The organism is Pseudoalteromonas sp. APAL1 (assembly GCF_021532475.1).
Classification (GTDB): domain Bacteria; phylum Pseudomonadota; class Gammaproteobacteria; order Enterobacterales; family Alteromonadaceae; genus Pseudoalteromonas; species Pseudoalteromonas lipolytica_C.
Map to the genome: position 1 here is coordinate 40,443 of NZ_JAKGAW010000028.1, position 25,421 is coordinate 65,863.

Genomic DNA, 25,421 nt, shown 5'->3' on the forward strand with positions numbered 1-25,421 from the left:
AATATCAATTCACTTTTTAAGCATAAATATTAGTGTAACTGTACTATGAACACAAAACGACGATAACCTGATTTCATTACTTTAGACAGTGTTTTTATTCGCTTTTCAGCGAGAAGTTTTAGGCGTATCGATAAATAGATTTAATAGGTAAAAGTAAGCAATGAATGTAGTGATTATTGGCGCAAGTGGTTACAGCGGCGCAGAGCTAGCAAGTTTAGTTGCTAAGCACCCTAAATTAACCCTACAAGCATGTTATGTCTCAGAGGGCAGTTTAGATAAAGGTAAATTATTAAGTGATTTATATCCTGAGCATTTAGGGCTGTTAGAGTATCCTTTACAAGCACTAACAACAGCTGCTTACAAAGATATTGAAAATAATGCTGATTATGTGTGCTTGTGTACTGATCACAAAGTAAGTGTTGACCTTGCGCCACAATTTTTAGCTATGGGTAAAAAAGTATTCGACCTTTCAGGTGGCTTCCGTTTAGCTGGGAATGAGGATTACCAAACTTATTACGGTTTCGCACATGAACACCCTGAGCTTTTAGCACAAGCTGCATATGGTTTAGCTGAATGGAATAGTGATGCGATCAGTAAAGCAAACCTTGTTGCTGTAGCGGGTTGTTATCCGACAGCAGCGCTTAACGCATTAAAGCCCCTTAAACAAGCAAACTTACTGGCTGAGCAGCCTGTTATTGTTAATGCTGTGTCAGGTGTGACAGGCGCTGGTAGAAAAGCCAGTGTTAATACGCATTTTTGCGAAGTATCACTTGCCCCTTATGGTTTATTTAATCACAGACACACGCCGGAGATTGAGCAGCATCTTGGACATCCCGTGTTATTCACCCCGCATTTAGGTAATTTTCCACGCGGCATCCTAGAAACCATTTATGTGCAGCTAAAGCCAGATGTCACCCCTGAAAAGGTTAAAGAGGCATATCAAGTTTTAGCCGATGAGCCATTGATCCGCTTATTAGGTAATAAGATCCCGAGTATAAAAGGTGTTGCAAAACAACCTTATGTAGATATTGCATGGCAACAAAAAGGTCAGCAATTAATTGTAATGTCTGCGATTGATAACCTATTAAAAGGTGCTGCAGGCCAAGCGTTGCAATGTATTAATTTAGCGATGGGTGAACCTCATCATACAGGCCTTAGCGGAGCACTATGATGAAAACATGGGTTATTAAAATTGGTGGTGCAGTATTAAACACTGCCGATGCAGCAAAAGCATTGTTCGATGTTCTAGCATCGCAAGAACACGCTAATTTTGTGATTGTGCATGGCGGTGGAGCGCTTGTAGATGCATGGTTAAAAGAAGCGGGTTTTGTAACAGCAAAGCACCAAGGATTACGCATCAGTCCTAATGAACAAATGCCTTATATTGTCGGGGCGCTTGCAGGTTGTGCCAATAAACAATTGATGAGTCAAGCTATCGGTGCGGGCCATAAGCCTGTTGGTTTGAGCCTTTATGAAGCGGGCGTTGTAGTTTCAGAAAAACTCAAAGTATTAGGCCAAGTAGGTCAATGTAGTGGAAGCTGTCATAGCGTGTTACCGAGCTTATTAGAACAAGGTCGCTTACCTCTTGTTAGTTCAATAGGCTTTGGAGAGGACGGTCAGTGGTATAACGTAAATGCCGATGAAGCAGCCGCAGCCATAGCGAAAGAGCTCAATGCAGAGCTTATTTTTATGACTGATGTAGAAGCTGTACTTGACGCAAATAAGCAGCCATTACATCAATTAAATACGCAGCAAATCGATACACTTATCCTTGAAGGAGTTATTCAGGGCGGGATGGAGGTCAAAGTAAAGACCAGCCTTCTTGCTGCCCAACATTTACGACGTGGTGTGTATATCTCAAGCTGGCTAAAGCCAGAAAACTTAGTCGCTTTATTACAAGGCGAGCACGTAGGAACGAAAATTACACCATAGGTATTTCATGTTAAATCATTTTTTATCGGGTCTAGAGTTAGACCAAAAAGGCGCACTTAAACTTCTTAACTTAGCGCAAAAAATTAAAGCAAATCCTGCAGATTTTAGCCAAGCGCTTGCAGGTAAATCAGTGGTTACTTTATTTGAAAAACCTAGTTTACGTACCCGTTTATCATTTGATATTGGTATTAATAAGCTAGGTGGTCATGCGGTCTATCTTGATTCACAAAATGGTGCCATGGGCGCACGTGAATCAGTTAAAGACTTTGCACTTAATATCTCAACGTGGGCAGATGGTATTGTTGCTCGTGTATTCGAACACAAAACACTTACCACTTTGGGTGAGTTTTCAAGCGTACCTGTTGTTAATAGCTTGTGCGACTTATATCACCCATGCCAAGCTTTGGCTGATTTCTTGACTCTTCAAGAAGTACATGGCGATGTTAGTAAACTTAAGCTAGCTTACTTAGGTGAGGGGAATAATGTAACTCACTCACTGATGCTATTAGCAGCCACTTTAGGCACTGATTTTGTGGCAGTTTGCCCTAAAGGTAGCTCACCTGATTCGCAAATTCTTAAGCAAGCTGAGCAAATTGCAGCGATGAATGGCGCCTCTGTAATGGTCAGTGACCGAATTGAAGCGGCAGTTGGTGCAAATGCAGTCTATGCTGATACGTGGGTTTCGATGGGTGATAAAACACCGCTTGAGCAAGTTAAAGCTAAGTATATGCCGTATCAGCTAAATCAGGCATTGCTTGAGAAGACTGGCGCACAAACTGTGCTGCACTGTCAGCCGGCTCATCGAGAGTTTGAAATTACCTCTGAGGTAATGGATGGCCCGGCATCAAAAATTATTCAACAAGCAGAGAACCGTATGCATGCGCAGAACGCTCTTCTTGTGACATTACTAAATCCAAATTTTGTTTAAGGAACACCAATGAGTTCAATTAAAAAAGTCGTATTAGCCTATTCTGGTGGTCTAGATACATCGGCAATCGTGCCTTGGTTAAAAGAAAACTATGGCTGTGAAGTAATTGCCTTTGTTGCTGATGTAGGTCAAGGCGCTGAAGAACTAGAAGGCGTTGAAGCAAAAGCGATTGCTTCAGGTGCGTCTGAGTGTCATATAGTTGATTTAAAAGATGAAATGGTAAGTGATTATATTTACCCAACATTAAAAACTGGCGCTATTTACGAAGGTACGTACTTACTAGGTACGTCTATGGCTCGTCCGATTATTGCTAAAGCACAAGTTGAAATTGCTCGTAAAGTAGGTGCCGATGCGCTTTCGCATGGTTGTACGGGTAAAGGTAACGACCAAGTGCGTTTTGAATCATGTTTCGCAGCCCTTGCACCAGACCTAAAGGTGATTGCACCGTGGCGTGAGTGGGACTTATCAAGCCGTGAATCATTACTTGATTACCTTGCAGAGCGTAATATTCCGTGCTCTGCCTCTGCGACCAAAATTTATAGCCGTGATGCAAACGCATGGCATATTTCACACGAAGGTGGTGAGCTTGAAGATCCATGGTGCCAACCAAGTGATCAAGTATGGACTTGGACTAACTCTCCTGAACAAGCTCCTAATGAAGCTGAATATGTGACATTAAATGTTGTTGAAGGCGAAGTGGTTGCTGTGAATGGTGAATCACTAAAACCATATGATTGCTTAGTTAAATTAAATAACATTGCTGCGCCACATGGTGTTGGTCGTGTTGATATCGTAGAAAACCGTTTAGTAGGCATGAAGTCGCGTGGTTGTTATGAAACGCCAGGAGGCACTGTGATCATGGCTGCATTACAAGCTGTCGACGAACTAGTGCTAGATAAATCAAGCCGCAAATGGAAAGAAGTACTAGGCGGTGAGTTTTCACACTTAGTGTATGACGGTCGTTGGTTTACACCGTTAAAAGACTCAATTTTAGCGGGGGCGGAGTCTCTGGCTAAATTGGCAACAGGTGAAGTAGTACTGAAGCTTTATAAAGGCCAAGTAACTGCGGTACAGAAGAAATCTCCAAACAGCCTTTACAGCGAAGATTTTGCAACCTTTGGTGAAGATGATGTTTATGATCAATCACATGCAGAAGGCTTCATTCGTTTATTCTCGCTTTCTAGCAGAATCTCAGCACTAACGAAAAAGTAATTTTATTATCGCCCCGCTTTGCGGGGCGATAGCCCAATTTGGAGACAGTTCAATGGCATTATGGGGCGGACGTTTTTCTTCGGGTCCAGATGAAGCGTTTAAACAATTTAACGACTCACTTCCTTTCGATTATCAGCTTGCAGAGCAAGATATTATTGGCTCAGTTGCATGGGCAGGTGCTTTAAAGCAAGTTGATGTTTTAAATCAGCAAGAGTATGACGATCTTGTTGCAGCACTGAATACTTTGTTAGAAGAAGTTAAAGCTAATCCACAAGCTGTTGCAGTTGCAGGTCATGAAGATATTCATTCATATGTTGAGTCAGCACTGATTGACAAAGTAGGTGATTTAGCAAAGAAACTGCACACCGGTCGTAGTCGTAACGACCAAGTTGCTACAGACTTCCGCTTATGGTGTCGTGACACCGCAGAGCACATCTTAACAGCAATTAGTGACTTAAAAGCGGAGTTTGTTGCCTTAGCTGAGCGTGAACTCGGTACGATTTTACCGGGCTACACACACTTGCAGCGTGCTCAACCTGTGTTATTTAGCCATTGGTGTATGGCTTATGTTGAAATGCTTGAGCGTGATGAAAGCCGGTTAAATGATGCCAAAAACCGTATGAATTATTGCCCATTAGGTAGTGGTGCATTAGCAGGCACTGCGTACCCAATTGACAGGCAGGTTCTTGCCGAGGGGCTAGGTTTTACCGGGGCAACACGCAATAGTCTTGACGCTGTATCTGACCGTGACTTTGTGGTTGAGCTATTAAGCTGTGCATCAATTTCGATGATCCACTTATCGCGTATGGCTGAAGATCTGATTTTTTATAATTCAGGTGAAGCGGGCTTTATAGAGCTTTCAGATGGCGTAACCTCTGGCTCATCATTAATGCCACAGAAAAAGAACCCTGATGCATTAGAATTGATCCGTGGTAAAACAGGCCGTGTTTTTGGTGCATTTAGCGCCATGATGATGACATTAAAAGCGTTGCCACTAGCCTACAACAAAGACATGCAAGAAGATAAAGAAGGCTTGTTTGATGCAATGCCAACTTGGCTTGCTTGTATTCATATGGCGCAAGCATGTATTAAAGGTATCAAAGTAAAAGCTGATAAAACGCTTGCAGCAGCTAAAGGTGGACACTCAAATGCGACCGAGCTTGCAGACTATTTAGTTGCTAAGGGAATTCCATTTAGAGAGGGTCACCACATTGTAGGAACCTTAGTGCAAATGGCTATTGCCCAAGGGAATAACTTAGAAGATTTAAGTTTAGAAGAATTTAAGTCTGTGCATAGTATTTTTGAGTCAGATGTTTATCCTGTACTAGAGATAGATGCTTGTATTAAAGCCCGCCGAGCTCTTGGTGGCACTTCATTAGAGCAAGTGTCGAGTGCAATTAAGCAGGCAAAAAAAAACAGCAAATAACGGTTCGTGATGCAAACTTAGGTGATGTTGAATCGATAGCAAAGCTTATCCAATATTGGGCTGCGGTAGGTGAAAACCTTCCGCGAGCTAAAAGTGATATGGTTCATTCAATCAACGAGTTTGCTGTTACACAATGTAATAACAAAATTACTGGCTGCGCATCACTATATATCTATGATACCGGTCTTGCCGAGATCCGCTCGTTAGGCGTTGATCCACAAGCAAAGGTGTCGGGACAAGGTAAGCTACTTGTTGAGCACTTACTTGTAAAAGCCAAAAAATTGGCGCTTAGCAGGATCATTGTACTTACGCGTGTGCCAGAATTTTTTGCAAAGCAAGGGTTTAGCCACTGTAGTAAAGACAGCTTGCCCGAAAAAGTTATAAAAGACTGTGAGCTTTGCTTACGAAAAGATAATTGCGATGAAGTTGCAATGGAATTCATTTTAAAGCCAAGTACTAAAGCGGTGATCCCGTGTAAAAGCGTGGCTTAAATTCCCTGGATAGAAAAAACGCACGGTTACCCCTGTGCGTTTTTTTATGTCTAATAATAAGCTGAAGATCAAAAAGATCATATGTTAACGAAAAGTTGGATCGCTAATTGCTTTTAGATTAGTGTGGTGGCAACATCACATTAATGCACAAAAAAGCGTCAAAAAAAATGAGAACGCTTAACAAGTTACATATTTCATGTAAACCTTGGTGCAACAACAATTAACTTAAAGGAATTATCTTATGCAAATTTCAAATAATAGCCAATTGCAAATGCAAGCATACAGCCAAATGCAACAAACTAAGCCAGCTTTGGAACAAACTACTAGTAATAAAACCCTGCAATCTGATACAGTAACTTTATCAAGTGAAGCACTGTCTTTATCAGGTGGTGCAGAGATTCAACGTGGCGGTGGTGCAATGCTTCCACCTAGCAAGAAAGAGTACTAGGAACTGAATGTCTTTTATAGAGCAACTAGGTTTTTTTTCCCTGTCTGCAATGAGTGCATGGGGATTTTTAATGGCGTTCTTTTTTAATATTTTTGTCTATTGCATAGACGAAAATAAAAGAAAAACCACGTTGCTCTTTAGTTCTTTTATTATGATGCTCTCTTATTTAGGGGGAGATTACTTTTTTAATTGGATAACTTACACTGCAACAACATTTCTAGATTGGGCTCTTTACGATCTGGCTACGCTAATATTCTTAGCTATTTCTTTCTTTGTTATTAAACGAACGACTCCTTCATTCATTTATCTTATTGTAGGCTTGATAATAAACACTATTTTATTCCTTGCAGTTTACTTGGACGTTGAAGTTTATAAAAATACAACTCATTGGATACTCTGGGATATTTATTCGCTTGGAGTTAACATTGTCGATTTTACGATGATTATTGCTTTAATAGTTGATCGTGACTTTCTCTTGTTAAACAAGTTAAAAAACGCAGTTTTTTCTGCTTCAAATACCCAAAGCTTAGCTTAAATATTTTCAATATGTACATAAGTGATGTTGTTGGAAGCTTGATAGGCTCCTTTATTGAGTGGGGGTTTTTGATGGCTTTTCTTTGCAATCTAGTGACTCACATAAATAAACCAGATAAACGCCTTGTTATCTTGGCATTTATCATGATGGTTTCGTACTTTTTAAGCGGTATTTTTAATTTTTCAGTTTATAGCTATATGAACTGGTTTTATTTTGACCTACTTACAATAACAGTCATATTTTCTTGGGGTTACTTTGCAAAGATCAGCTCTTTTTGCGCTCTTTATTACGCAATATTGGGATTATTTTTGAATTCCCTTTTGATGCTCTCAATTTATGTAGATATTGTACTTCTCGAAAACCGGACTCCATGGGGACTTTGGAGTATTTACTCTTTTGGTGTCAACATTATAGACATTACAATGATAATTGCATTGATAACAAACCGTGACTTTTTGTTTATTTTTAAGTTAGGTAAAGCTATAGAGAGTAAAGTTATTTTCTTTTCTAAAGAGTTTTCAAAAAGTGGTGCTAACGTTTCATAATGCCTTTTGTAAATTGAAGTCAAAAAGTTTGACGTTTGTATAATGCTTAAATTAATCCAAGAAAACTTTGGGGTCTATCTCGCCGCATTTATTATGTGGGGGTTTCTGATGTCTTTTTTATATAACATGGTGAAGAAGTCGTCTACGCCAAATGGTGACAAAACACTAATGTGGATGTCGCTGGCACTGTTTATCTCTTATATGATGAGTGATCCATTACTAAATATAGCGCTAGGCTATAATATTCTAGACTCGAGCTTTGCTTATATGATCTGGGCTGTTTCGGATCTACTAATACTTTTAATTATTAGCTTAATTGCTCGTGGCAGAAAGGTAACTTTGGTGCCAGCAAAGCTCTATATTTTTACTGGGCTTTTGATCAACACATCGCTTTTTCTAGGTATGTATTATGACATCAATTATGCCTATACGGGTGATTGGTGGTTCTGGAGCTTTTATACAGTTACAGTCAATGTCATGGACATCATGATGCTCATTGCACTTTTCTCTAATAAAGACTTTTTGGGGCTGGTGCGGCTCTATAAGGGCTTAACAGGTCAAGCTAGGCTAGCTTGACCTCAATTAGTTAAAAGCGGTATTCCCAGCTGGTTCTGAGGGCCGTGTTGGTTTCGTTGTTATCGTTTAATTCATCTCTTGAAATTAATCCAGTTACTTTCCAAAGACCGCTGAGTAATGCTTGTTGATAGCCTACTTCTAACTGCAATTGGCTACTCTTAATGATATTTTCACTATCAATCCAGCGTAGTTTAGCATGTCCGCCATAGCCGTTGAGGGTGTGATAATAAGCCCCAAGCACTGCTGATTTACTTTGCTCTGGTGTTGAGCTGCCAATTAAACGCGAGCGCTGGGTATAGCTGCCTGAGCCATACACACAGTCACTGGCAATATTACATTGTTGCTGAGTATTCGAGTATTCGAGATACGTTTTTAGCAAGCTATCAGTTGTACCAAAGTAGCTTTCAAAGCCAACGGTGTAAAACGGCTCACTTGGTGCCAAACCGCTTTCGTTGCGGCCCATTAATTCACCATATATGGCAATAGGAACCGACATTAAAGTGGTTGAGTATTTAACATCAATCCCCGTTAAACGATGCGTTTGCTCGTTATTCTCAAGATTAATAGGAGCTAATTCTGGAGTTGTTAAATAGTCAGACCCAGCTGTATTAACAGCCACTTCTAAACCATTTAAAGGGGTACTAGCAAACCTCAACGCCCAATAATCACCTTTGTCGCTTGTATTCAAATATGGCTTTTGTTTGGCATAAATACCAGTCAGTTGCCAATTACCAATAAATGATAACCAACTTGGGCCTACATATTGAGTATTCGCTCTTGTGAAACGCAAACCTTTCATGGGGGCTGCATTATTTGATAGTAGTAACGCGTTATCGTTACTTGGTCCCCACCAATGACTGACTTGCTCGGCACTGAGTGACCAATTACCAACCAACACCGCTAAATAGCTATCTTGGTAGTTTACATGCTGTTCGTCGAGTGCATCATCTGCGTAATTAACACTCACTTTTGCACTTACACGTTTACCCGTTATTGAACCGTAGCTATTAACACCGCTTTGCTGTTGATGGCGTTTACCAAACCCTTGTTGAGTATCAGTGCTGCCATTGTAGTTTAGTCGAACACCTGAATCTGTTTTTTGCTTGGCAATATTTAACGCGTGTTTCACATGTTGATAAGCAAATTGAGACTGTTCATCAAGTTGATTGCTATCTACAAGGCTAAGATCGCGAGCAATACCTTGCCACATCAAAGGGTAGCTATTTATAGGCTGTTTAATCACACCTTGGTTAAATAACATCTCGATTGAGGCGCGTAATAATGGATCGTCACTTTCAACCCAAGGGCCTGCTATAGTCGGTGTCGAGACCATAAAAAAGGCCCCTAGGGTAAGTATTTTTTTTAGCTTCATCCGCGAATTTTTTCCTGTAAAGCTTTAGCAACAATAGGATCAACAAACTCGCTAACATCACCATTGTGTCTTGCTACTTCTTTTACTAAGGTTGATGAGATAAACGAATTTTTTTCGGCGGGTGTTAAAAATACACTTTCTAAATCAGGGTTAAGTCGACGGTTCATATTGGCTAATTGAAACTCGTAATCAAAGTCAGAAACAGCTCGAATACCGCGAATGAGCACTTCAGCTTTATGGTCCCGAGCTAAATCTGCTAATAGTCCAGAAAAACCAATTACACTCACATTATCTAGGTGTGCCAAGATGTTATTAGCAAGTTCAACGCGCTCATCAAGCGTAAAACACGGCTGTTTACTTGGGTTGTGCGCAATAGCAACGATGACATGGTCGAACATTTTCGCTGCTCGGTGAATTAAGTCAGTATGGCCATTTGTAAGTGGGTCAAATGTACCCGGGTATATTGCAGTAACGTTCATAACTATCAGCGATTTAGAAATTTGCCTGCTATATTAACAGTGTTTTAGCCTGTCTGCAGCTTAGAAAATACGCGTATCTTATTAGATTGTAAAACCCATCTAAGGTACTGCACCGATTGAGGTTATTATTTTTCAAGGTAGTATTTAATTGTCACGCATTTGTTTATACTGCTTGGCTTAGTAGGGCAATAGAATGCAATAACCACAACAACAGAGTAAACAGCATATGAGTACAAAGGATAAAATCATACACACCAGCATCGAGTTATTTAATCGCCACGGTGAGCGTGCTATTACAACCAACCATATTGCTGCACATATGGGCATTAGCCCTGGTAACTTGTATTACCATTTTAAAAATAAAGAAGACATTATCCGTCATATATTTGCTTTATATAGTGAACATTTACATACGCATTTTAAACCCTTGTCTCCTGATGATGATGCACTTGAAAACCTAGCAGGTTACCTTGATTCGCTGTTTGAACTGATGTGGCGTTATCAATTTTTTTATGACAATTTGGGTGATATTTTATCTCGCGATGAAGTATTAAAAAAAGATTACATTGATTTTCAAGCGGCGTTGCTAGAGCAAGTGAAAGAAGTTTTATTAGCACTTCGTGCTGGCGGTATCATCTGTATTGAAGATGATGATGTCACAGAGCTTGCACACATGTTAAAAATGACGGTTAGCTTTTGGACCCCGTATATAAAGGCGCGTCGCTTAAGTGGTGAGTTAGCAAGGGAAGATATCTACAATGGTATTTTAAAAGTGCTATTGCTGTTAAAAGCGCATTGCACAGAGCAGCATTTACCACAGGTAAATCAGCTAAGGGCAAAATATTTAGCGCTCAGCGAAGCCTCAGATCCTGAACAATAACCCCAGCCAAGCAGTTTATTTCCTAGACGCTATAATTTTTGTTATAATCGCGCGCCCTTGAGGTTGGTATGCCTCGGGGCGTGTGAATCCCACAGTCTAAGAGTGAACTATGCTTAAATTTATCGTCAAATTACACCCTGAAATCGCTATCAAGAGTAAATCTGTTCGTAAGCGTTTTACCAAGTTATTAGAAAATAACATTAAGATCGTCTTACGTCGTGTTGACGAAAAAGTACAAGTTAGAAACAACTGGGATAATATTTCGGTTGTGAGCCTTTTAGATTCTGAGCAAGTTCGCCTAGATATCATCGATGGCTTAAAACGCATTCCGGGTATTGTGCAATTTATCGAAGTTACAGAAACAGACTTTGATTCGTTAGACGATATTTATCAAAAAGCCCTTGAGCTAATTGGCCACACTATCGAAGGTAAAACATTCTGTGTGCGCTGTAAGCGTTCGGGTAAACACGATTTCACTTCTAGCGATGTAGAGCGTTATGTCGGTGGTGGCTTAAACCAGCATGTTGCAGGTGCAAGCGTAAAACTATCCCATCCTGAAGTAACCATTCGTTTAGAAGTGCGAGATGATAAAGCGTATATCGTTACTGAAACTCACTTAGGTATGGCAGGCTTCCCGTTACCAACACAAGAAGATGTACTGTCACTTATGTCGGGTGGCTTTGACTCAGGTGTAGCAAGCTACCAGATGATCCGCAAAGGCGCGCGAACTCACTTCTTATTCTTTAACCTAGGTGGGGCAGCTCACGAAATCGGTGTTAAACAAGCCAGTTATTATATCTGGAAACAGTTTAGCTCTACCCATAAGGTAAAGTTTGTCACTGTAGATTTTGAACCTGTTGTAGCTGAAATCTTAGAAAATGTAGAAAACAGTCAAATGGGTGTGGTGCTTAAGCGTATGATGATGCGTGCAGGTAGCCAAGTTGCAGAAAAGTTAGGTGTGCAAGCATTAGTAACAGGTGAAAGTATTGGCCAAGTATCAAGCCAAACACTGGCTAATCTAAGCGTGATTGACCGTGTAACTGAAACTTTAATCATTCGCCCGTTAATCCAACACGACAAGCAAGATATTATTAATATTGCTCGTAAAATTGGTACCGCAGAAATGGCAGAAAGCATGCCAGAATACTGTGGTGTGATTTCTAAAAAGCCAACGGTTAAAGCCAAAATTAAAACGATTCTTGCCGAAGAAGCTAAATTTGATTTTGACGTGTTAAATACGGTTGTTGAAAATGCCCGTGTGATGGATATCCGTGATATCGACACCGAAGCTAAGCAAGAAGTAAAAGAAGCCGAGTCTGTATCTGATTTACCAAAGGGAGCGGTTGTTGTTGATATTCGCTCACCTGAAGAAGAAGACGCAAATCCACTTGAGCTTGAAGGTATTGAAGTTGTGCATTTACCTTTCTTCCGCTTAGCGACAAAATTTGGTGACTTACCAAAAGATAAAGAATATTACTTATACTGTGCTAAAGGTGTGATGAGTCAGCTTCAAGCGCTGATCTTACACGAAGAAGGCTTCAGCAACGTAAAAGTGTATCGCCCGTAAGGGATGGTGATAAAAGCGCGACATGTTCGCGCTTTTTTAATGCCTGAAATAATTGTCAGAAGCTAGTAACTTTACTCTTTCCTCTAGTAGCTAGCTTTTTATTTTTATCATACTCAGCATGGCTTGGTTATACGGTGTTTTTACACCTAGCTTAGCGCCTTGTTCACACACATAACCACAAATTGCATCTATTTCTGATTGTCGGTTATGGCTTATATCTTGCTGCATAGAAGAAAAGTTTTCTGCAGTTGCAGTCATCACCGAGTAGGCTTGATCAAGTGCCTCGCAAAGCTTTACATCAACACCTTGTTTATTGGCTACCAGACACGCTTCACTCAGTAAATTAATGATGCGAGTGCTAAATTGCGGTGCACGGAGTTGGCCATTTTTAACGTTATGGATTGCTGTTAATGGGTTAATGGCAATATTGACTAACAGTTTTTGCCAGCGCAATGAGTGAATATCATCACTCACTGAAAAGTGTGGCAGGCTGCTAAAGATATGTTCAAGTTCATTGAGCTTTTCAGTTGCTGCTGCATTACATGCGCCAAGCACACTTTCGCCATTTCCTGTGTGGTTTACACTATAGGGCGTTGCTTTAAAGCCAGCTAAACGAGTTGTTAGAAACGATAACCCTTGAGTGTCTAATAGTTGGGCATTAAGTTCATCGACATTACCCATACCATTGTGAGAAATAACAAGTTGGCAGTTTTTAGTAAGGTAAGGTTTTATTTGCTTAAAAGCTGCTTGCACCTGAAATGCTTTAACAGTAATTAATACCAAGTCAAAGGGGGGCGATTGATTTAATTCTGCATAATTAATAAGGCGCGCTTTAATAGGATGTGATTTGCCATTACTTGCTTGATAAAAACGCGTGGTCAGGGTTGGCTTACGAGTCAGTAATGTGATGTCATGTTGTGCAGATAAAAAATGGCTAAATAGCAGGCCTATTGCGCCATCACCCACTACTAATAAATTAGCCATTACGTTGCTTACTACCTAAATGAAAGCCAAGCTTTATAGCAAAATAGCTTACAGCACCAATAAAGTCAGCGATAAAGTCACCAACTGAGGCTTGGCGATAAGGCAGCATATCTTGCATAAATTCAATGGCGGCTCCGTAGCCTGCTAACAGTAAAATTTGTACCATTAGAGGTAACTTAAATGCCTTGTCCATCACCAAAGCGAGTATGAAGAAGATACCAAAGTGCGCTACTTTATCGACGTGAGGAAACAGGTTGCCAACCCCTTTAATTTCTTTGGCAAATAAAATCGTAAAGCCAATAATGCTGGCTAAAAAGATAACTTGGTAAACACGCCTTGTCACAATAAACCCTAAAAATGCCGAAATTGAATGGCCAGTATATCAAACAATTTTTGCATCGCACCTGAACAAATCGGATAAAAATAGAAAGAATCGACAAATAAGCGTTATAATTGCCAACCATAAATGAATTTAAAAAAGACTATGTTAGGAGAACCCCATGCCTTCATTTGATATTGTTTCTGAAGTAGAAATGAACGAAGCGCAGAATGCAGTAGATAATGCAAAGCGTGAACTAGAGACGCGTTTTGATTTTCGTGGTGTTGATGCATCAATCGAACTAAGTGACAAAGTAATTAAGTTAAAAGCTGAAGCACCACAGCAAGTGATGCAACTTTTTGACATTCTTGCAGCAAAAATTTCAAAGCGTGGTTTGGATGTATCTAGCCTTGAATTAAGAGACGAGTCGCGTAGCGGCAAATACGTAATGCGTGACGTTGCACTTAAGCAAGGTATCGAAAAAGACGTAGCGAAGAAAATCGTTAAGTTAATTAAAGACTCAAAAATCAAAGTGCAAGCCGCGATTCAAGGTGAAGAATTACGTGTAACTGGTAAAAAACGTGATGATTTACAAGAAGCAATGCAAGTTGTTCGTACTGCTGATTTAGGTCAACCATTCCAGTTCAAAAACTTCCGCGATTAAAACTTATAGCTTTAAGCTGTAAGCCAGTAAGTTTCTGAGCTTTACAAGGAGCGTATCATGAGACGAATATTAGGTTACAGAGAAAAAGATATCTTCTAGCTATTTTCAGCTAGAGGATATTTATGTCAGTAAAAAACAAAACAATTGACCGTAATAAATACGGTAAAATAAACAGAAAATACACAGGTCCACACAGTACTTATTTTTATCAACAAACACCAAGTTGGTGGGTAAAAATGACGATGACTAAGCCAAGAAGACGCTTAAATAAAGCACTTTGCAAGCGTGTGATGAATGGTGCTGACCCAGAAGGAATTGTTTTTCCGTTAGGAAACTCAAAACCCCATGAGTATTTCTGGTAATTATTTGTTTGATAAAAGCCAATCACCATGTGATTGGCTTTTTTACTTTCGGCTTACGGCTTACAGCTTAAAATTTGTCTTTAGCGGTATAGCCGTCCATTGACATTCTTTCCTAAAATCATCACAATAGCAGCCTATTTTCAAGGTGCTTGCTGTATCTACAAAGATACGTGTTATTTCAAAGGGTGAAATAGTTGCAAGATAATCGGGAAGTTGGTGCGTTTTCAGGGAGAAAACAATGCCAACACTGCCCCCGCAACGGTAATGTGTATGCCATGCATACGCAGAGTCCGGAGACCGGCCTTGAAGTAACTTACTATTTGCGTGTGCGGTGGGCACAGGCTAGGGGATATCATGCTAAATAAATCTGCGTTAGGCGTAGCGATTGCTGCTGCGTTGTCTTTTTCTGTATCTGCTGACGAGCAATCAATCGAGCACATCACAGTTACTGCCAATAAATTCGAACAATCAATTAATGATGTATTAGCTAGTGTTACAGTTATTGACCGTGCTGATATTGAGGCAAGTTATGTTCGTGACTTACCAAGCTTACTGGCAACTCAAGCTGGCTTTCAAATTAATGCCAATGGTGGTTTTGGGCAAAGCTCAGGTGTTTCATTACGTGGTGCAAGCTCTCGCCATACGCTTATTTTAATTGATGGTGTACGTACAGGATCAGCAACACTTGGCTATAAAAGCATTAGCAATATTCCTTTAAACAGTATTGAACGTGTTGAAGTAGTAAAAGGCTCACGTGCTGCTGTATATGGTTCTGATGCGCTAGCGGGTGTGATCAATATCATTACGCGTAAAGCACAAAATACGACTTTAGATGTCACTTTTGGCTCAGATGCTTATCAAGAGTATCAAGTGGCGACAGGCGGTCAGTTTGCGGGCGTTGATGTTGCTGTTAATGCCGGCTATGAAGAAACAGATGGCTTTGATGTGCTGCAAGGTTTAGCGCCAGATGAAGACGGCTACGAGAACAAAAACCTTGGCTTTAATCTAGGTTATCAAAATGAGCAACTAGGTGAGTTTTTAGCGCAAGCACAATACTCAGAAGGCGAAGCACAATACGATAGTGCCTATAGCCCAGCAGACAGCACGGTAGAAAAAGGTGAGTTCGAAAATTACCAAGCATCATTAGGCTGGAAAAAAGCTTTCGACAAACACAGCCATGCCATCGATATTGCCATATCAACTGATAGTTCAGATGATTCACGCATTGATTACACTGGCGCGACAGTAGTCGATAAGTTTGAAACTGAGCGTGAGCAAATTGATTACAATGGTCAATACTTTTTCAATCAAGCATTAACACTAAGCGGCGGTTTAAATTGGTATAAAGATGAAGTAAACACTAACTCAGGTACTTACTTAAAAGACAGCCGTGAAGTATTCGCTGCGTTCATTGGCGCTTATTATGATGATGAACAAGTACTTGCAAACCTAACTGTTCGCCAAGATGATGACCAGCAGTTTGGTGATGAAACCACTTACACAGCCGCTTTTGGCTATCACTTAAATGACATCGCTACATTCCGTGTAAGTCAAAGTACTGGTTTTAAATCTCCAACATTTAATGACCTATATTATCCAGGCTCGGGTAATCCAGAGTTAAACCCTGAAACATCAGATAACCAAGAGCTTGGTTTATCACTCAATGTGAATGATATTAGCCTTGATATTGCGATTTTCCGCAGCGAAATCGACAACAAAATCGCTTGGGCACCAAATGCAGCAGGGCAGTGGATCCCAACTAATATAAACGAAGCTCGCCACGAAGGTGTTGAGTTTAGCTTTAAAAACCAAGTGTTTGGCTTTGAACACAGCTTTAACTTTACCTACCTTTCAGCGGAAGATACTGAGACAGGTCAGTCACTAACCTATGTGTCAAATCACAGTGTGAATTGGTCATTAAACAAAGCATGGGGTGATTTTGATGCCGGTATCGATATGCAATACCGTGGTGATCGTGATGGCAAGTTAACGCACTTACCTTCGTATACGTTATGGAATTTAGTAGGTCACTACCAAGCAACTGACAACTTAACTGTGTCACTACGTGTAGAAAACCTATTCGATAAAGAGTACAACGCCGTTGATGCCTATGGTACAGACCTAGATGGTGATTACATCAACGACGAATTTTATTACTACAACACGGCCGAGCGTCGCTTGTTTGTAGGTGCCCGTTATCAGTTCTAATAATAAGGAAAATTATTAGTTCTGCGACTAAAAGCTCGCTACCTACTTAGCGAGCTTTTTTCATTTTAGTTTATCAGCGAAGTATTGACCGAATTTCTCAAGTTTAGGCGCGATAAGGATACTGCAATAACCTTGATTCGGGTTTTCATTGTAATAGTCTTGGTGATATTGCTCTGCTGGGTAAAAGTTCGATATTGGGCTAAGTTCAGTGACAATTGGCTCACGAATTTGCTTCTGTAAAGCTGCTATCATCGTTTGCGCTTCAGCTTTTTGCTGCTCAGTATGATAATAAATAACACTACGATACTGTGTGCCTACATCGTTGCCTTGTCGATTTAATTGTGTGGCATCGTGTAAAGTAAAGAACATTTCAAGAAGGGTATTATAGCTCACAATACTGCTGTCAAAATCGAGCTGAACAACCTCAGCATGACCCGTTAAGCCAGTACATATTTGCTGATAACTTGGGTTTTCAATTTCACCGCCTGCATAGCCAGAGCTGACATTAAGCACGCCTTTCACTCGTCTAAATGCAGCATCAATACACCAAAAGCAGCCACCGCCAAAAGTAGCTATTTGTATGTTGTTATCCATCGTTTATTCCCTCACTGTTTTGCTGACTATAGCCGAAAAAACAAAACGCCGTAAAGACGGCGTTTTATTGTTGCTTAAAGACAGTTCTAAATTTCTTCCAACGGTTTGTCTTTAGCTTGTTGTTCTAACTTGCTTTGTAAATACTCAGGCGACTGAGTATTACGGGCTAGGGCAGTATATGCTGCTGGCACAACAAATAGAGTTAGTAAGGTTGCCACTATTACACCTGTAAATACCACCACACCAATTACCATACGGCTCTCTGCACCCGGGCCACTTGCAAGTACCAGTGGTACCGAGCTCATCACTGTGGTCAGTGAGGTCATAATAATCGGGCGTAAACGCTGCGTTGCCGCTTGGGTAATCGCTTCGTTAAATTCAACGCCTTTATCACGCAGTTGGTTGGCAAACTCAACGATTAAGATACCGTTTTTCGCGCTTAAACCAATCAGCATTACGATACCAATTTGGCTGTAAATGTTCAGAGTGAGATCTGTGTACCAAAGGCCAAATAATGCGCCGACTAAGCCAAGCGGAACAGTCAACATAATCACAAATGGGTGAATAAAGCTTTCGAACTGTGCAGCAAGAACTAAGAAAGTTACTGTGAGCGCAAGAATAAACACATAGGTCATTGCTGATGCGCCTTCATAGAACAGTTGCGACTCACCTTTATAGTCAATTGCACCATCGATGTCGTTTTCTTCAGCGGCAACTTGATTTAAGAAGTTAAGCGCTTCTTCTAGGGTATAACCATCGGCTAAGTTTGCACTTAACGTAATTGCGCGCATACGGTTATAACGATTTAAACGTGATGCTGTGGCTTCTTCTTTTAAGCTAATTAAGCTATCTAGCGGCACTAATTCGCCACTGCGTGATTTTAAGTAGATATTTGAGATATCGGTCGGGTTCGCAAAGTCTTCTTTAGTACCTTTTAGTATCACATCGTATTCTTCACCACGGTCAATAAAGGTTGTTACGCGGCGCTGCCCCAACATGGTCTCGAGAGTGCGGCCTACATCAGACACCGAAACCCCTAAATCCGCTGCTTTGTTTTTATCAATGTTGATTAAAAACTGCGGGAATGTTTCTTTATAATCATGGTCGATTCTTACCAAGCCTGGGTTTTTCTCTGCACGTTTAATAATGCGGTCTCGCCAATCGGCTAGTTGGTCGTAATCATTACCTTGCAGTACAAACTCAATAGGACGTGATGAGCCACCGCCGCCAATACCACGGCGCATAATTGCAAACGCACGCACATCAGTTACTTCGGTCATTTTACTGCTTATCTCGTCCATTACTTCCCAGGTTGAGCGCTTACGCTTATCCCAGTCAGCCATGCCAATGATAGCAACACCACCTTGACCACCCCAGCCAGGCACACGAACAAGCACTCGGCTTAATTCACCAGACTCAGAGTAAGGCATTAAACGTTCTTCAATTTTCGCCATGTTGGCTGCGTTATTTTCATAGCTTGCACCTTCAGGCCCACTCATCATGATAAAGAAAGTACCCCGGTCTTCTTTTGGCGTAAGCTCTGATGGCACTTTTTGAAATAGCATAAAGCTGGCAACACCGGCCAAAATCATGGTTAGTAGTAAGCTCCACTTACGGCCCATATTAGAAGTAAGTGAGTTACGATAAGCATTTTCGATTTTGGCGAAGGTTTTATCCATCCACTGGCTAAATTTACTCTCTTTTTCAGAAGCCTTGAGTACTTTTGAACACAGTGCCGGAGAAAGTGTTAATGCCGTAATACTAGAAAAGAACACAGCAGCACTAACAGCCATCGCAAACTCGGTAAATAAAGCACCAATACGGCCATCCATAAACACCAGCGGTACGAACACAGAGATGAGGACGAGGGTAGTGGCAATAATCGCAAAACCAACTTCACGAGCACCACGGAACGCAGCCAATAAAGGTGGCTCGCCTAACTCAATGCGGCGGTGAATATTTTCTAGCATAACAATCGCGTCATCTACCACTAAACCAATAGCCAATACCAGTGCTAGCAGAGTTAATAAGTTGATTGAGTAGCCCATAGCAAGCAAGAACATAAAGCTACCCACTAACGCAACCGGGACTGTCACAGCAGGGATAAGCGTTGCGCGAATATTACCTAAAAATAAGTAGATAACTAACACTACCAGCGCCATTGAAATCGCAAGCGTTCTATATACTTCGTCAATTGATTCTTTGATGAAAATTGATGAGTCGTAGCTGTCTTGAATAGTGGTGCCTTCTGGCAAGTTACGCTTAATTTTTTCGAGCTCAGCGCGGGCGTTATCAACCACGGTAAGCGTGTTCGCTTTGGCTTGTTTTACAATACCCAAACCAATCATGTTACGGCCATTACCACGGAACAGGCTTTCGTCGTCAGCGGCTTCTAAATGAACATCAGCTACTTCACCTAAACGCACCAAATAGCCATCTTCACCACGTTTAATTACTAAATTTCTAAAATCTCGCTGATCTTTATAACTACGCGCGGTACGTACTGTAAAATCACGGTCGATAGATTCAACTTCACCGGCGGGTAATTCAACGTTTTCTGTACGTAATGTATTTTCAATATCGCTACTGGTAATGCCGCGTGCAGCCATCGCTTTACGGTTTAACCAGATTTTCATAGCGTATTTACGCTCACCACCAACGCGCACGTTAGAGACACCATCAACAACGGCTAATCGATCAACAATAAAGCGTTGTGCGTAATCAGATAACTGCAATGAATCCATGGTGGTACTGTTTAGTACGAACCACGCGATTGGGCTTTCATCACTGTTTGATTTAGAGACCTCAGGCGGGCGAACCTGCTCTGGTAAGCTATCAAGCGCGCGGGCTACACGTTCGCGTACATCGTTAGATGCGGCATCAATGTCGCGGCTGATATTAAACTCAATGGTGATGTTAGAGCGACCATTACGGCTTGATGAGTTAATGCTTTTGATGCCCTCAATACCCGAAATGCGATTTTCGAGTACTTGGGTGATTTTAGTTTCGATAATTTCTGCACTGGCACCGGTATAGTCAGTGCTTACACTAACTATTGGCGTTTCAATATCAGGGTATTCACGCAGTGGTAGCATTGAAAATGCCACCAAACCAAAGGTGAGTAATAACAGGTTTATTACGATCGCAAAAACCGGGCGTTTAACGCTAGTATCTGTAATTTTCATGGTTTATCCCTTGATACTAACTTTACTGCCGGTACGAATTTTAATAATGCCCTCGGTCACAACTTGTTGACCATTTTCAAGACCTTTATCAATAGCAACCCAACCGTCATGACGACCAGCAACATGCACTTCTACTTTGTTTGCTACACCGTCTTCAATTTGGAATACGTAGTGTTTGTCTTGTTGAGGGATTACGGCTTTTTCTGGCACCATTAATGCCTGACTTGAGCTTAGCTCCAATGCGGTGTTTAACAGCATACCAGGTCGTAATAAACCGCTTTCGTTAATAAAGCTTGCGGTGACTTCAACGCTGCGAGTAACAGAATCTATGCGCGAGCTGATGTGGGTCACTTTGCCTGTGAAGGTTTTATCAGGATAAGCATCATTTTGTGTCATCACTTTCATACCCAGTTGTAATTGCGCTAAGTACTTTTCAGGTACTTTAAAATCAACTTTAATGATGCTGATATCATCAAGGGTGGTGATGTTGGTAGTGTTGTTAACGTATGTACCGATAGAAATTTCGCGCTTGCCAAGTAATCCTGTGAAGGGCGCTTTGATGGTCATTTCAGCAAGCTTTGTTTTTGCACTTTCAAGTTGTGCTTCGGTTGCGTCTACACGTGAAAGTTGCTCTTCTAATAACGATTTAGCGGTTGCTTGCGAGCGTGAAAGCTCGGTTAGACGGTCTAATTGGCGTTTTTCTTCGCGTAGGTTGATACTTAACTCTTTAACGGCGAGTTCTTCTTCTTGTGCTTGTAATTGTACGAGTTTTTGACCTTTACTTACTAAGTCGCCATCATTGAAAAAGATGTCAGTAACATAATCGTTTTGAGCGCTTCGTATGTAAATAGCCTGATTGGCACGTGCGCTGCCTATTGCTTCAATAAGGACTGCGTTTTCTTCAGCGGTGACTGTGTGTGCTTTTACTTGCGTTGTGCGATCGCCAAAATTTGATTGCTCGCCTTGACTTGAAGGTAAGTACAAATAAATACATAACCCTAGCAATAGTGTGATAATAAAAGGAAAAAGAGCTTTACCGGATTGTGTAGAATACATCATCGTGTTACCAGAAAATTAGTTGAGAGTAGTGTACAAAATTAGTACGTGCCACGTATGTCAGATATCTCGTTTATTTGTGAATTTGGCGTAAAAGTTAAAAGTTCGGCAAATTTGTTCCTTTTATGAGATGAAAAGAGAGGTTTTGGTGTGAGTAAAGAACCAAAGTGTAACTATTGTTTAACGATCCGAAAGATAGTTTTGGTCACTATTGTTATGTTTATTTTTTATTTTTCGTTTTATGGATAAGCAAGCCCCTATTTTGCGAGTGCGAGCCCAAGCATCTCGACATGGTATTGAATGTTTACTTGTTGGGGGTATTGGGTTGGTGTTTATTATGTTGATTAACCTGCTTAGGCCTGGTGAGATCAGCATTATCGAAATATTTTTAGCAACAAGTTGTATTGCCGCTATTTTCATTGGCTTTTTAAAGACTCAAGAACCATATTATAGTTTTACTTTTTCTGGGAAATTACTTATTTTTCATCATAAAGCTGGCAATTGGCAGCTGAATCGCGATAATTTTTACCAAAGTGGTATACCAAAAGTGCATCTAGACCTCGAATACCTTGAGTTAAACGCAGTTGGTATTAAACTCAATAATATAGATGAATTTTTAACGCAGCTCCCTCCCAGAATTGCCGGGCGATTATTGATAGAGCAACGTCATTTATTTATGCAAGTTATTAAAAATCATTGCAAAAATGGCGATTGCCCATCAGAATGGCTTATAGAAGACACGGAATACACTGCCCCAAGTGGTCAGCTTTACAAAGGATTGATTGCTATGTTTGCTAATCGCACGCAGCATTTAAGGCAATTGACTGGATATGATTTATTATTGCCTGCCAATGTTCTTGATACTGACATTTGGCAATTTAGTGCAGATTTAAATCGTTGGAAGTTAAACCCAAACAAGTTTATTAATACTCGCTTAAATAATAAGCAGTAGGTGGTAGTAAGTAGGAACAGGCTATGAGTCAAGAACGTGCTTTTATTAAAAGCGGTCGCAACACGATTATTCATAAAGATAAGAAGCTCGACTTGGTGATCGTCAATGGCGAAACTCACCCACGAATTAAAGTGACCCAAAATGGCCTAGAGCCGTTCAAAGATGAACTGCCAAAAAACCGCCGTGAAGCCAAAGAACGTTATTTAGAAATGGTTTATATTTCAAGCACTGATGTGTTTGCAGAAGAAAAGCGATTACTGTTTATTCAAGCCCTTGATGGCAGAGAGTACAAAGTAGACTACAGTAAAGTCGGTACTAAATTGTTTGTCCGTATCCACCAAGAAAGTTACCTATAACCCTTAGCTTGGCACTTAATTTGCTTATTACTTCCTTATTTGTCAGTTCCTAATAAATTGGCGTGGTTAATTTAAGGTGGTAAATATGAGATTAGTGCTTCTTACCTTTGTTGCATTAACGGCACTATCGGCCTGTGGCGGAGGAGGTGGTTCAAGTGAAACCCCACTTGCAGCGACTGTTAATGCAGGTCTTGATCAGCAAATTATCGAAAAAAGTGAGTTTACCGTTTCTGCGAAGGGCTCTCCCGCTGATGGTACGTTTACATGGCAACGCGTCAGTGGTCCTGTTATTGAAGGCTTTCCAGCACAAGGAGCTGAGCAAACACTGACTGCTCCCGATATTAAATTAGATTCAGAGCTTATTCTGAGAGTTAATTATCAAACGACGGATGGGCAACTGGTTTCTGACGAGGTGAGTATTTTTATCACCTCTAATAATCAATTGCCGGTCGCTGTAATCACTCAAATTGCCCCGGAAGAGCTGCCATCACAATATAACGACACAATCGTACTTAGTGGTGCAGAGTCAATCGATATTGACGAAAATGGCTCCGTTGACAGCTATCTTTGGAATAAACTCGATGGCCCAGAGCTCATCGTTGATAGCTTTGAAAATCAAACAATCAGTTTTACCCACCCATTACTTGAATCAAATACGCCAATTACTTGGCGACTCACGGTGACTGATGACGAAGGCGGTTCAGCCAGTACCGAGCAAACATTTACCTTAAACAAAACTCTTGAAGTGATTATTGCCAATGCCGGTGAAGATCAACAAGTAATTGAGTTTGATACGGTCACTCTTGATGCCAGTGGTAGCGAAATTGTTACCGCAACAAAAGAGTGTTTTTGGCAGCAAATGAGTGGCGAAACAGTCACTCTTGCTAATCAAAATCAATGTATTACCACTTTTGTTGCCCCTGATGTTGATACCGATACCGAGCTTAGCTTTGAAGTTACAGTAACAGACAGTAAATCGCGTAGTGACACCGACACGGTGACTATCGATATTAGCCCAAAACCGCTTGGTTTAATTAACGATACTGGCATGAGTGATTGCTATAACAATTCACAAAAAATAAACTGTAAGAGCGGTGATTTTCCAGATCAAGATGCGGATCTTGGTCGCGATAGCGTTGCAAACCAACTGGATAAAATTGGTCAGGGCGATTTAGCATTCGATTTCACAAAAATGAATGAATTTGCTGATGAACTACCTGATGATGCGACCACATTTAGTTGTGTTCGAGATAACGTTACAGGATTAATTTGGGAAGTAAAATCCCCAAGCACAGCACTGCCTCCAGCCACAACAACTCGCGCTGCGACTAACCACTATACTTGGTATTTAACGACTTCAAACGGCATTCAAGCAGGCAGCGTTCAAGGCGCTGCAAATTCAACTTGCCCAAGTGCAACATCGTGTGGTTTACAAACTTATGTAAATGAAGTGAATGCCACTGACTTCTGCGGCGGAACGAATTGGCGTGTTCCTACTTATACTGAGTTACTCGGGTTACTCGATTATGCTAAACAAGGTGGTACAAGTTTACTATCAACTGAGTTTTTCCCCAATCAGCCAAATGCAATGCAATTAAGTACTGATGGCAGTGCATTCATGCCGTACTGGACTTCACAAACTGCAGCGGATGGTACCAGTTTGTCGCAAGCTTATATCATAAATATGAGTAACGCGAATGACTTAGCTTATCCAAAAGGCAACACGGCTTTTGTGCGTTTAGTAAGAACTCCGGGAGAGTAAAATGATGAAATATCTATCTGCAGCCGTTACTTTACTGGTTAGTGTACCGAGCATTGTCAGTGCTCAGGTCTGTTATGATGCAGCAACCGAAACAACCCCAACAAGCCGCTTTGTCACGCATATCGATGGCACTGTTAGCGATATTAAAACGGGTTTGATGTGGCAGCGTTGTACTTTTGGGCAAAGCTATAATAGCGATATTGATACGTGTGAAGGCACCAGCCAGCAATTAACATGGGGTGAAGCGCTACGTGGTGCTAAAAATGCTACATTCGCTGGTTATTCTGATTGGCATGTTCCTAATATTAAAGAACTTGCAAGCATCTTAGAGCATAGTTGTGTGCAGCCTAGCATTAACGAAACAGTATTTTTATCAACTAAGCTGCAAAACTACTGGAGTAGCACATCCGGTATAACTCGCAGTGATTTAGCGTGGGTGTATCAGTTTGATAAAGGTATCAACAGTTTACATGCTAAAACATCGGATATTTATTTACGCCTTGTACGTTACGAGAAGTAACGACTAATGGCGCTGAGCCGCGCTTGTTCGAGCGCGGTTTTTATATCGGCCCCTTTAATACCTTGTGC

The 25,421-nt window shown here is 40.9% G+C and carries 24 protein-coding genes, 1 pseudogene and 1 riboswitch; of the genes and pseudogenes, 18 read left to right on the top strand and 7 right to left on the bottom strand.

Annotated features, from left to right (window positions below; genetic code table 11):
- Positions 1-160: 160 nt before the first annotated feature.
- The 9 genes and pseudogenes from argC (at position 161) to L1264_RS14125 (ending at position 8,093) form a co-directional block, all read left to right on the top strand.
- Positions 161-1,171 (top strand): N-acetyl-gamma-glutamyl-phosphate reductase, encoded by a 1,011-nt coding sequence (gene argC, locus L1264_RS14085; RefSeq protein WP_199526321.1) that lies wholly within the window; start codon positions 161-163, stop codon positions 1,169-1,171.
- On the top strand, positions 1,171-1,932 hold the full coding sequence (gene argB, locus L1264_RS14090; protein ID WP_135926314.1) for an acetylglutamate kinase: 762 nt from the start codon (positions 1,171-1,173) through the stop codon (positions 1,930-1,932). Before argC ends, argB begins: the two co-directional genes overlap by 1 nt.
- Before the next feature lie 7 nt (positions 1,933-1,939).
- Positions 1,940-2,860 carry an ornithine carbamoyltransferase gene (locus L1264_RS14095; RefSeq protein ID WP_135926058.1) on the top strand — a complete coding sequence of 307 codons (921 nt, stop codon included), beginning with the start codon at positions 1,940-1,942 and terminating at the stop codon, positions 2,858-2,860.
- Positions 2,861-2,869: 9 nt separating this feature from the next.
- Positions 2,870-4,072, top strand: a complete 1,203-nt coding sequence (locus L1264_RS14100; RefSeq protein ID WP_135926057.1) for an argininosuccinate synthase — start codon at positions 2,870-2,872, stop codon at positions 4,070-4,072.
- Positions 4,073-4,124: 52 nt separating this feature from the next.
- Positions 4,125-5,989, top strand: a pseudogene (gene argH / locus L1264_RS14105) (argininosuccinate lyase).
- Between the two features lie 241 nt (positions 5,990-6,230).
- On the top strand, positions 6,231-6,437 hold the full coding sequence (locus L1264_RS14110) for a hypothetical protein (protein WP_135926055.1): 207 nt from the start codon (positions 6,231-6,233) through the stop codon (positions 6,435-6,437).
- 7 nt (positions 6,438-6,444) lie between these two features.
- Complete coding sequence (locus tag L1264_RS14115) at positions 6,445-6,972, top strand: hypothetical protein (RefSeq protein WP_135926054.1); 528 nt, start codon at positions 6,445-6,447, stop codon at positions 6,970-6,972.
- Positions 6,973-7,043: 71 nt separating this feature from the next.
- Positions 7,044-7,517: a hypothetical protein gene (locus L1264_RS14120; RefSeq protein WP_235404141.1), complete on the top strand. Its 474-nt coding sequence runs from the start codon at positions 7,044-7,046 to the stop codon at positions 7,515-7,517.
- Between the two features lie 108 nt (positions 7,518-7,625).
- Positions 7,626-8,093: a hypothetical protein gene (locus L1264_RS14125; RefSeq protein WP_135926052.1), complete on the top strand. Its 468-nt coding sequence runs from the start codon at positions 7,626-7,628 to the stop codon at positions 8,091-8,093.
- A gap of 10 nt (positions 8,094-8,103) precedes the next feature.
- Here the strand turns inward: L1264_RS14125 and L1264_RS14130 are convergent, their stop codons facing one another.
- Together L1264_RS14130 and coaD are read right to left on the bottom strand one after the other, a co-directional pair.
- Positions 8,104-9,426, bottom strand: a complete 1,323-nt coding sequence (locus tag L1264_RS14130; RefSeq protein ID WP_235404143.1) for a capsule assembly Wzi family protein — start codon at positions 9,424-9,426, stop codon at positions 8,104-8,106.
- A 35-nt stretch (positions 9,427-9,461) separates the two neighbouring features.
- Positions 9,462-9,944, bottom strand: coding sequence for a pantetheine-phosphate adenylyltransferase (gene coaD / locus L1264_RS14135; protein ID WP_135926050.1), 483 nt, complete (start codon positions 9,942-9,944; stop codon positions 9,462-9,464).
- Between the two features lie 226 nt (positions 9,945-10,170).
- Between coaD and L1264_RS14140 the strand changes: the two genes are divergently transcribed.
- Positions 10,171-10,824 carry a TetR/AcrR family transcriptional regulator gene (locus tag L1264_RS14140; RefSeq protein ID WP_135926049.1) on the top strand — a complete coding sequence of 218 codons (654 nt, stop codon included), beginning with the start codon at positions 10,171-10,173 and terminating at the stop codon, positions 10,822-10,824.
- A 109-nt stretch (positions 10,825-10,933) separates the two neighbouring features.
- A complete protein-coding gene (gene thiI, locus L1264_RS14145) occupies positions 10,934-12,391 on the top strand; it encodes a tRNA uracil 4-sulfurtransferase ThiI (protein ID WP_135926048.1) in 1,458 nt (485 codons plus the stop codon).
- A gap of 90 nt (positions 12,392-12,481) precedes the next feature.
- On the opposite strand, the gene L1264_RS14150 is transcribed toward thiI, so the two are convergent.
- On the bottom strand, positions 12,482-13,375 hold the full coding sequence (locus L1264_RS14150; RefSeq protein ID WP_199526318.1) for a ketopantoate reductase family protein: 894 nt from the start codon (positions 13,373-13,375) through the stop codon (positions 12,482-12,484).
- Complete coding sequence (locus L1264_RS14155) at positions 13,368-13,718, bottom strand: VanZ family protein (protein ID WP_138557245.1); 351 nt, start codon at positions 13,716-13,718, stop codon at positions 13,368-13,370. Before L1264_RS14155 ends, L1264_RS14150 begins: the two co-directional genes overlap by 8 nt.
- A gap of 157 nt (positions 13,719-13,875) precedes the next feature.
- Between L1264_RS14155 and L1264_RS14160 the strand changes: the two genes are divergently transcribed.
- The 3 genes from L1264_RS14160 (at position 13,876) to L1264_RS14170 (ending at position 16,928) form a co-directional block, all read left to right on the top strand.
- A complete protein-coding gene (locus L1264_RS14160; RefSeq protein ID WP_063703177.1) occupies positions 13,876-14,358 on the top strand; it encodes a YajQ family cyclic di-GMP-binding protein in 483 nt (160 codons plus the stop codon).
- Positions 14,359-14,480: 122 nt separating this feature from the next.
- The gene (locus L1264_RS14165) at positions 14,481-14,720 is read left to right on the top strand and encodes a hypothetical protein (RefSeq protein ID WP_135926045.1); all 240 of its coding nucleotides are present in this window, start codon (positions 14,481-14,483) and stop codon (positions 14,718-14,720) included.
- A 164-nt stretch (positions 14,721-14,884) separates the two neighbouring features.
- A riboswitch (cobalamin riboswitch) is annotated at positions 14,885-15,040 on the top strand.
- A gap of 34 nt (positions 15,041-15,074) precedes the next feature.
- Positions 15,075-16,928 carry a TonB-dependent receptor domain-containing protein gene (locus tag L1264_RS14170; protein WP_235404145.1) on the top strand — a complete coding sequence of 618 codons (1,854 nt, stop codon included), beginning with the start codon at positions 15,075-15,077 and terminating at the stop codon, positions 16,926-16,928.
- 60 nt (positions 16,929-16,988) lie between these two features.
- On the opposite strand, the gene msrA is transcribed toward L1264_RS14170, so the two are convergent.
- From msrA to L1264_RS14185, 3 genes are all read right to left on the bottom strand, one after another.
- Positions 16,989-17,522: a peptide-methionine (S)-S-oxide reductase MsrA gene (gene msrA / locus L1264_RS14175; protein WP_135926043.1), complete on the bottom strand. Its 534-nt coding sequence runs from the start codon at positions 17,520-17,522 to the stop codon at positions 16,989-16,991.
- An 86-nt stretch (positions 17,523-17,608) separates the two neighbouring features.
- Entirely contained in the window at positions 17,609-20,707 is a 3,099-nt protein-coding gene (locus L1264_RS14180) for an efflux RND transporter permease subunit (RefSeq protein ID WP_199526315.1), read from the bottom strand.
- Positions 20,708-20,710: 3 nt separating this feature from the next.
- The gene (locus tag L1264_RS14185; protein ID WP_135926312.1) at positions 20,711-21,763 is read right to left on the bottom strand and encodes an efflux RND transporter periplasmic adaptor subunit; all 1,053 of its coding nucleotides are present in this window, start codon (positions 21,761-21,763) and stop codon (positions 20,711-20,713) included.
- 241 nt (positions 21,764-22,004) lie between these two features.
- Between L1264_RS14185 and L1264_RS14190 the strand changes: the two genes are divergently transcribed.
- The 4 genes from L1264_RS14190 (at position 22,005) to L1264_RS14205 (ending at position 25,353) form a co-directional block, all read left to right on the top strand.
- Positions 22,005-22,715 (top strand): DUF2982 domain-containing protein, encoded by a 711-nt coding sequence (locus tag L1264_RS14190; protein WP_138557249.1) that lies wholly within the window; start codon positions 22,005-22,007, stop codon positions 22,713-22,715.
- A 23-nt stretch (positions 22,716-22,738) separates the two neighbouring features.
- On the top strand, positions 22,739-23,071 hold the full coding sequence (locus L1264_RS14195) for a hypothetical protein (protein WP_135926040.1): 333 nt from the start codon (positions 22,739-22,741) through the stop codon (positions 23,069-23,071).
- 85 nt (positions 23,072-23,156) lie between these two features.
- A complete protein-coding gene (locus L1264_RS14200) occupies positions 23,157-24,833 on the top strand; it encodes an Lcl C-terminal domain-containing protein (RefSeq protein WP_199526314.1) in 1,677 nt (558 codons plus the stop codon).
- Positions 24,834-24,837: 4 nt separating this feature from the next.
- On the top strand, positions 24,838-25,353 hold the full coding sequence (locus L1264_RS14205; RefSeq protein WP_199526339.1) for an Lcl C-terminal domain-containing protein: 516 nt from the start codon (positions 24,838-24,840) through the stop codon (positions 25,351-25,353).
- Positions 25,354-25,421 lie beyond the last annotated feature (68 nt).

Excerpts from the sequence above, each read along its gene's own strand:
- argC (WP_199526321.1), top strand. The coding sequence starts at position 161 with ATGAATGTAGTGATTATTGGCGCAAGTGGTTACAGCGGCGCAGAGCTA.
- argB (WP_135926314.1), top strand. The coding sequence starts at position 1,171 with ATGAAAACATGGGTTATTAAAATTGGTGGTGCAGTATTAAACACTGCC.
- L1264_RS14095 (WP_135926058.1), top strand. The coding sequence starts at position 1,940 with ATGTTAAATCATTTTTTATCGGGTCTAGAGTTAGACCAAAAAGGCGCA.
- L1264_RS14100 (WP_135926057.1), top strand. The coding sequence starts at position 2,870 with ATGAGTTCAATTAAAAAAGTCGTATTAGCCTATTCTGGTGGTCTAGAT.
- L1264_RS14110 (WP_135926055.1), top strand. The coding sequence starts at position 6,231 with ATGCAAATTTCAAATAATAGCCAATTGCAAATGCAAGCATACAGCCAA.
- L1264_RS14115 (WP_135926054.1), top strand. The coding sequence starts at position 6,445 with ATGTCTTTTATAGAGCAACTAGGTTTTTTTTCCCTGTCTGCAATGAGT.
- L1264_RS14120 (WP_235404141.1), top strand. The coding sequence starts at position 7,044 with ATGGCTTTTCTTTGCAATCTAGTGACTCACATAAATAAACCAGATAAA.
- L1264_RS14125 (WP_135926052.1), top strand. The coding sequence starts at position 7,626 with ATGTCTTTTTTATATAACATGGTGAAGAAGTCGTCTACGCCAAATGGT.
- L1264_RS14130 (WP_235404143.1), bottom strand. The coding sequence starts at position 9,426 with ATGGTCTCGACACCGACTATAGCAGGCCCTTGGGTTGAAAGTGACGAT.
- coaD (WP_135926050.1), bottom strand. The coding sequence starts at position 9,944 with ATGAACGTTACTGCAATATACCCGGGTACATTTGACCCACTTACAAAT.
- L1264_RS14140 (WP_135926049.1), top strand. The coding sequence starts at position 10,171 with ATGAGTACAAAGGATAAAATCATACACACCAGCATCGAGTTATTTAAT.
- thiI (WP_135926048.1), top strand. The coding sequence starts at position 10,934 with ATGCTTAAATTTATCGTCAAATTACACCCTGAAATCGCTATCAAGAGT.
- L1264_RS14150 (WP_199526318.1), bottom strand. The coding sequence starts at position 13,375 with ATGGCTAATTTATTAGTAGTGGGTGATGGCGCAATAGGCCTGCTATTT.
- L1264_RS14160 (WP_063703177.1), top strand. The coding sequence starts at position 13,876 with ATGCCTTCATTTGATATTGTTTCTGAAGTAGAAATGAACGAAGCGCAG.
- L1264_RS14165 (WP_135926045.1), top strand. The coding sequence starts at position 14,481 with ATGTCAGTAAAAAACAAAACAATTGACCGTAATAAATACGGTAAAATA.
- L1264_RS14170 (WP_235404145.1), top strand. The coding sequence starts at position 15,075 with ATGCTAAATAAATCTGCGTTAGGCGTAGCGATTGCTGCTGCGTTGTCT.
- msrA (WP_135926043.1), bottom strand. The coding sequence starts at position 17,522 with ATGGATAACAACATACAAATAGCTACTTTTGGCGGTGGCTGCTTTTGG.
- L1264_RS14180 (WP_199526315.1), bottom strand. The coding sequence starts at position 20,707 with ATGAAAATTACAGATACTAGCGTTAAACGCCCGGTTTTTGCGATCGTA.
- L1264_RS14185 (WP_135926312.1), bottom strand. The coding sequence starts at position 21,763 with ATGTATTCTACACAATCCGGTAAAGCTCTTTTTCCTTTTATTATCACA.
- L1264_RS14190 (WP_138557249.1), top strand. The coding sequence starts at position 22,005 with ATGGATAAGCAAGCCCCTATTTTGCGAGTGCGAGCCCAAGCATCTCGA.
- L1264_RS14195 (WP_135926040.1), top strand. The coding sequence starts at position 22,739 with ATGAGTCAAGAACGTGCTTTTATTAAAAGCGGTCGCAACACGATTATT.
- L1264_RS14200 (WP_199526314.1), top strand. The coding sequence starts at position 23,157 with ATGAGATTAGTGCTTCTTACCTTTGTTGCATTAACGGCACTATCGGCC.
- L1264_RS14205 (WP_199526339.1), top strand. The coding sequence starts at position 24,838 with ATGAAATATCTATCTGCAGCCGTTACTTTACTGGTTAGTGTACCGAGC.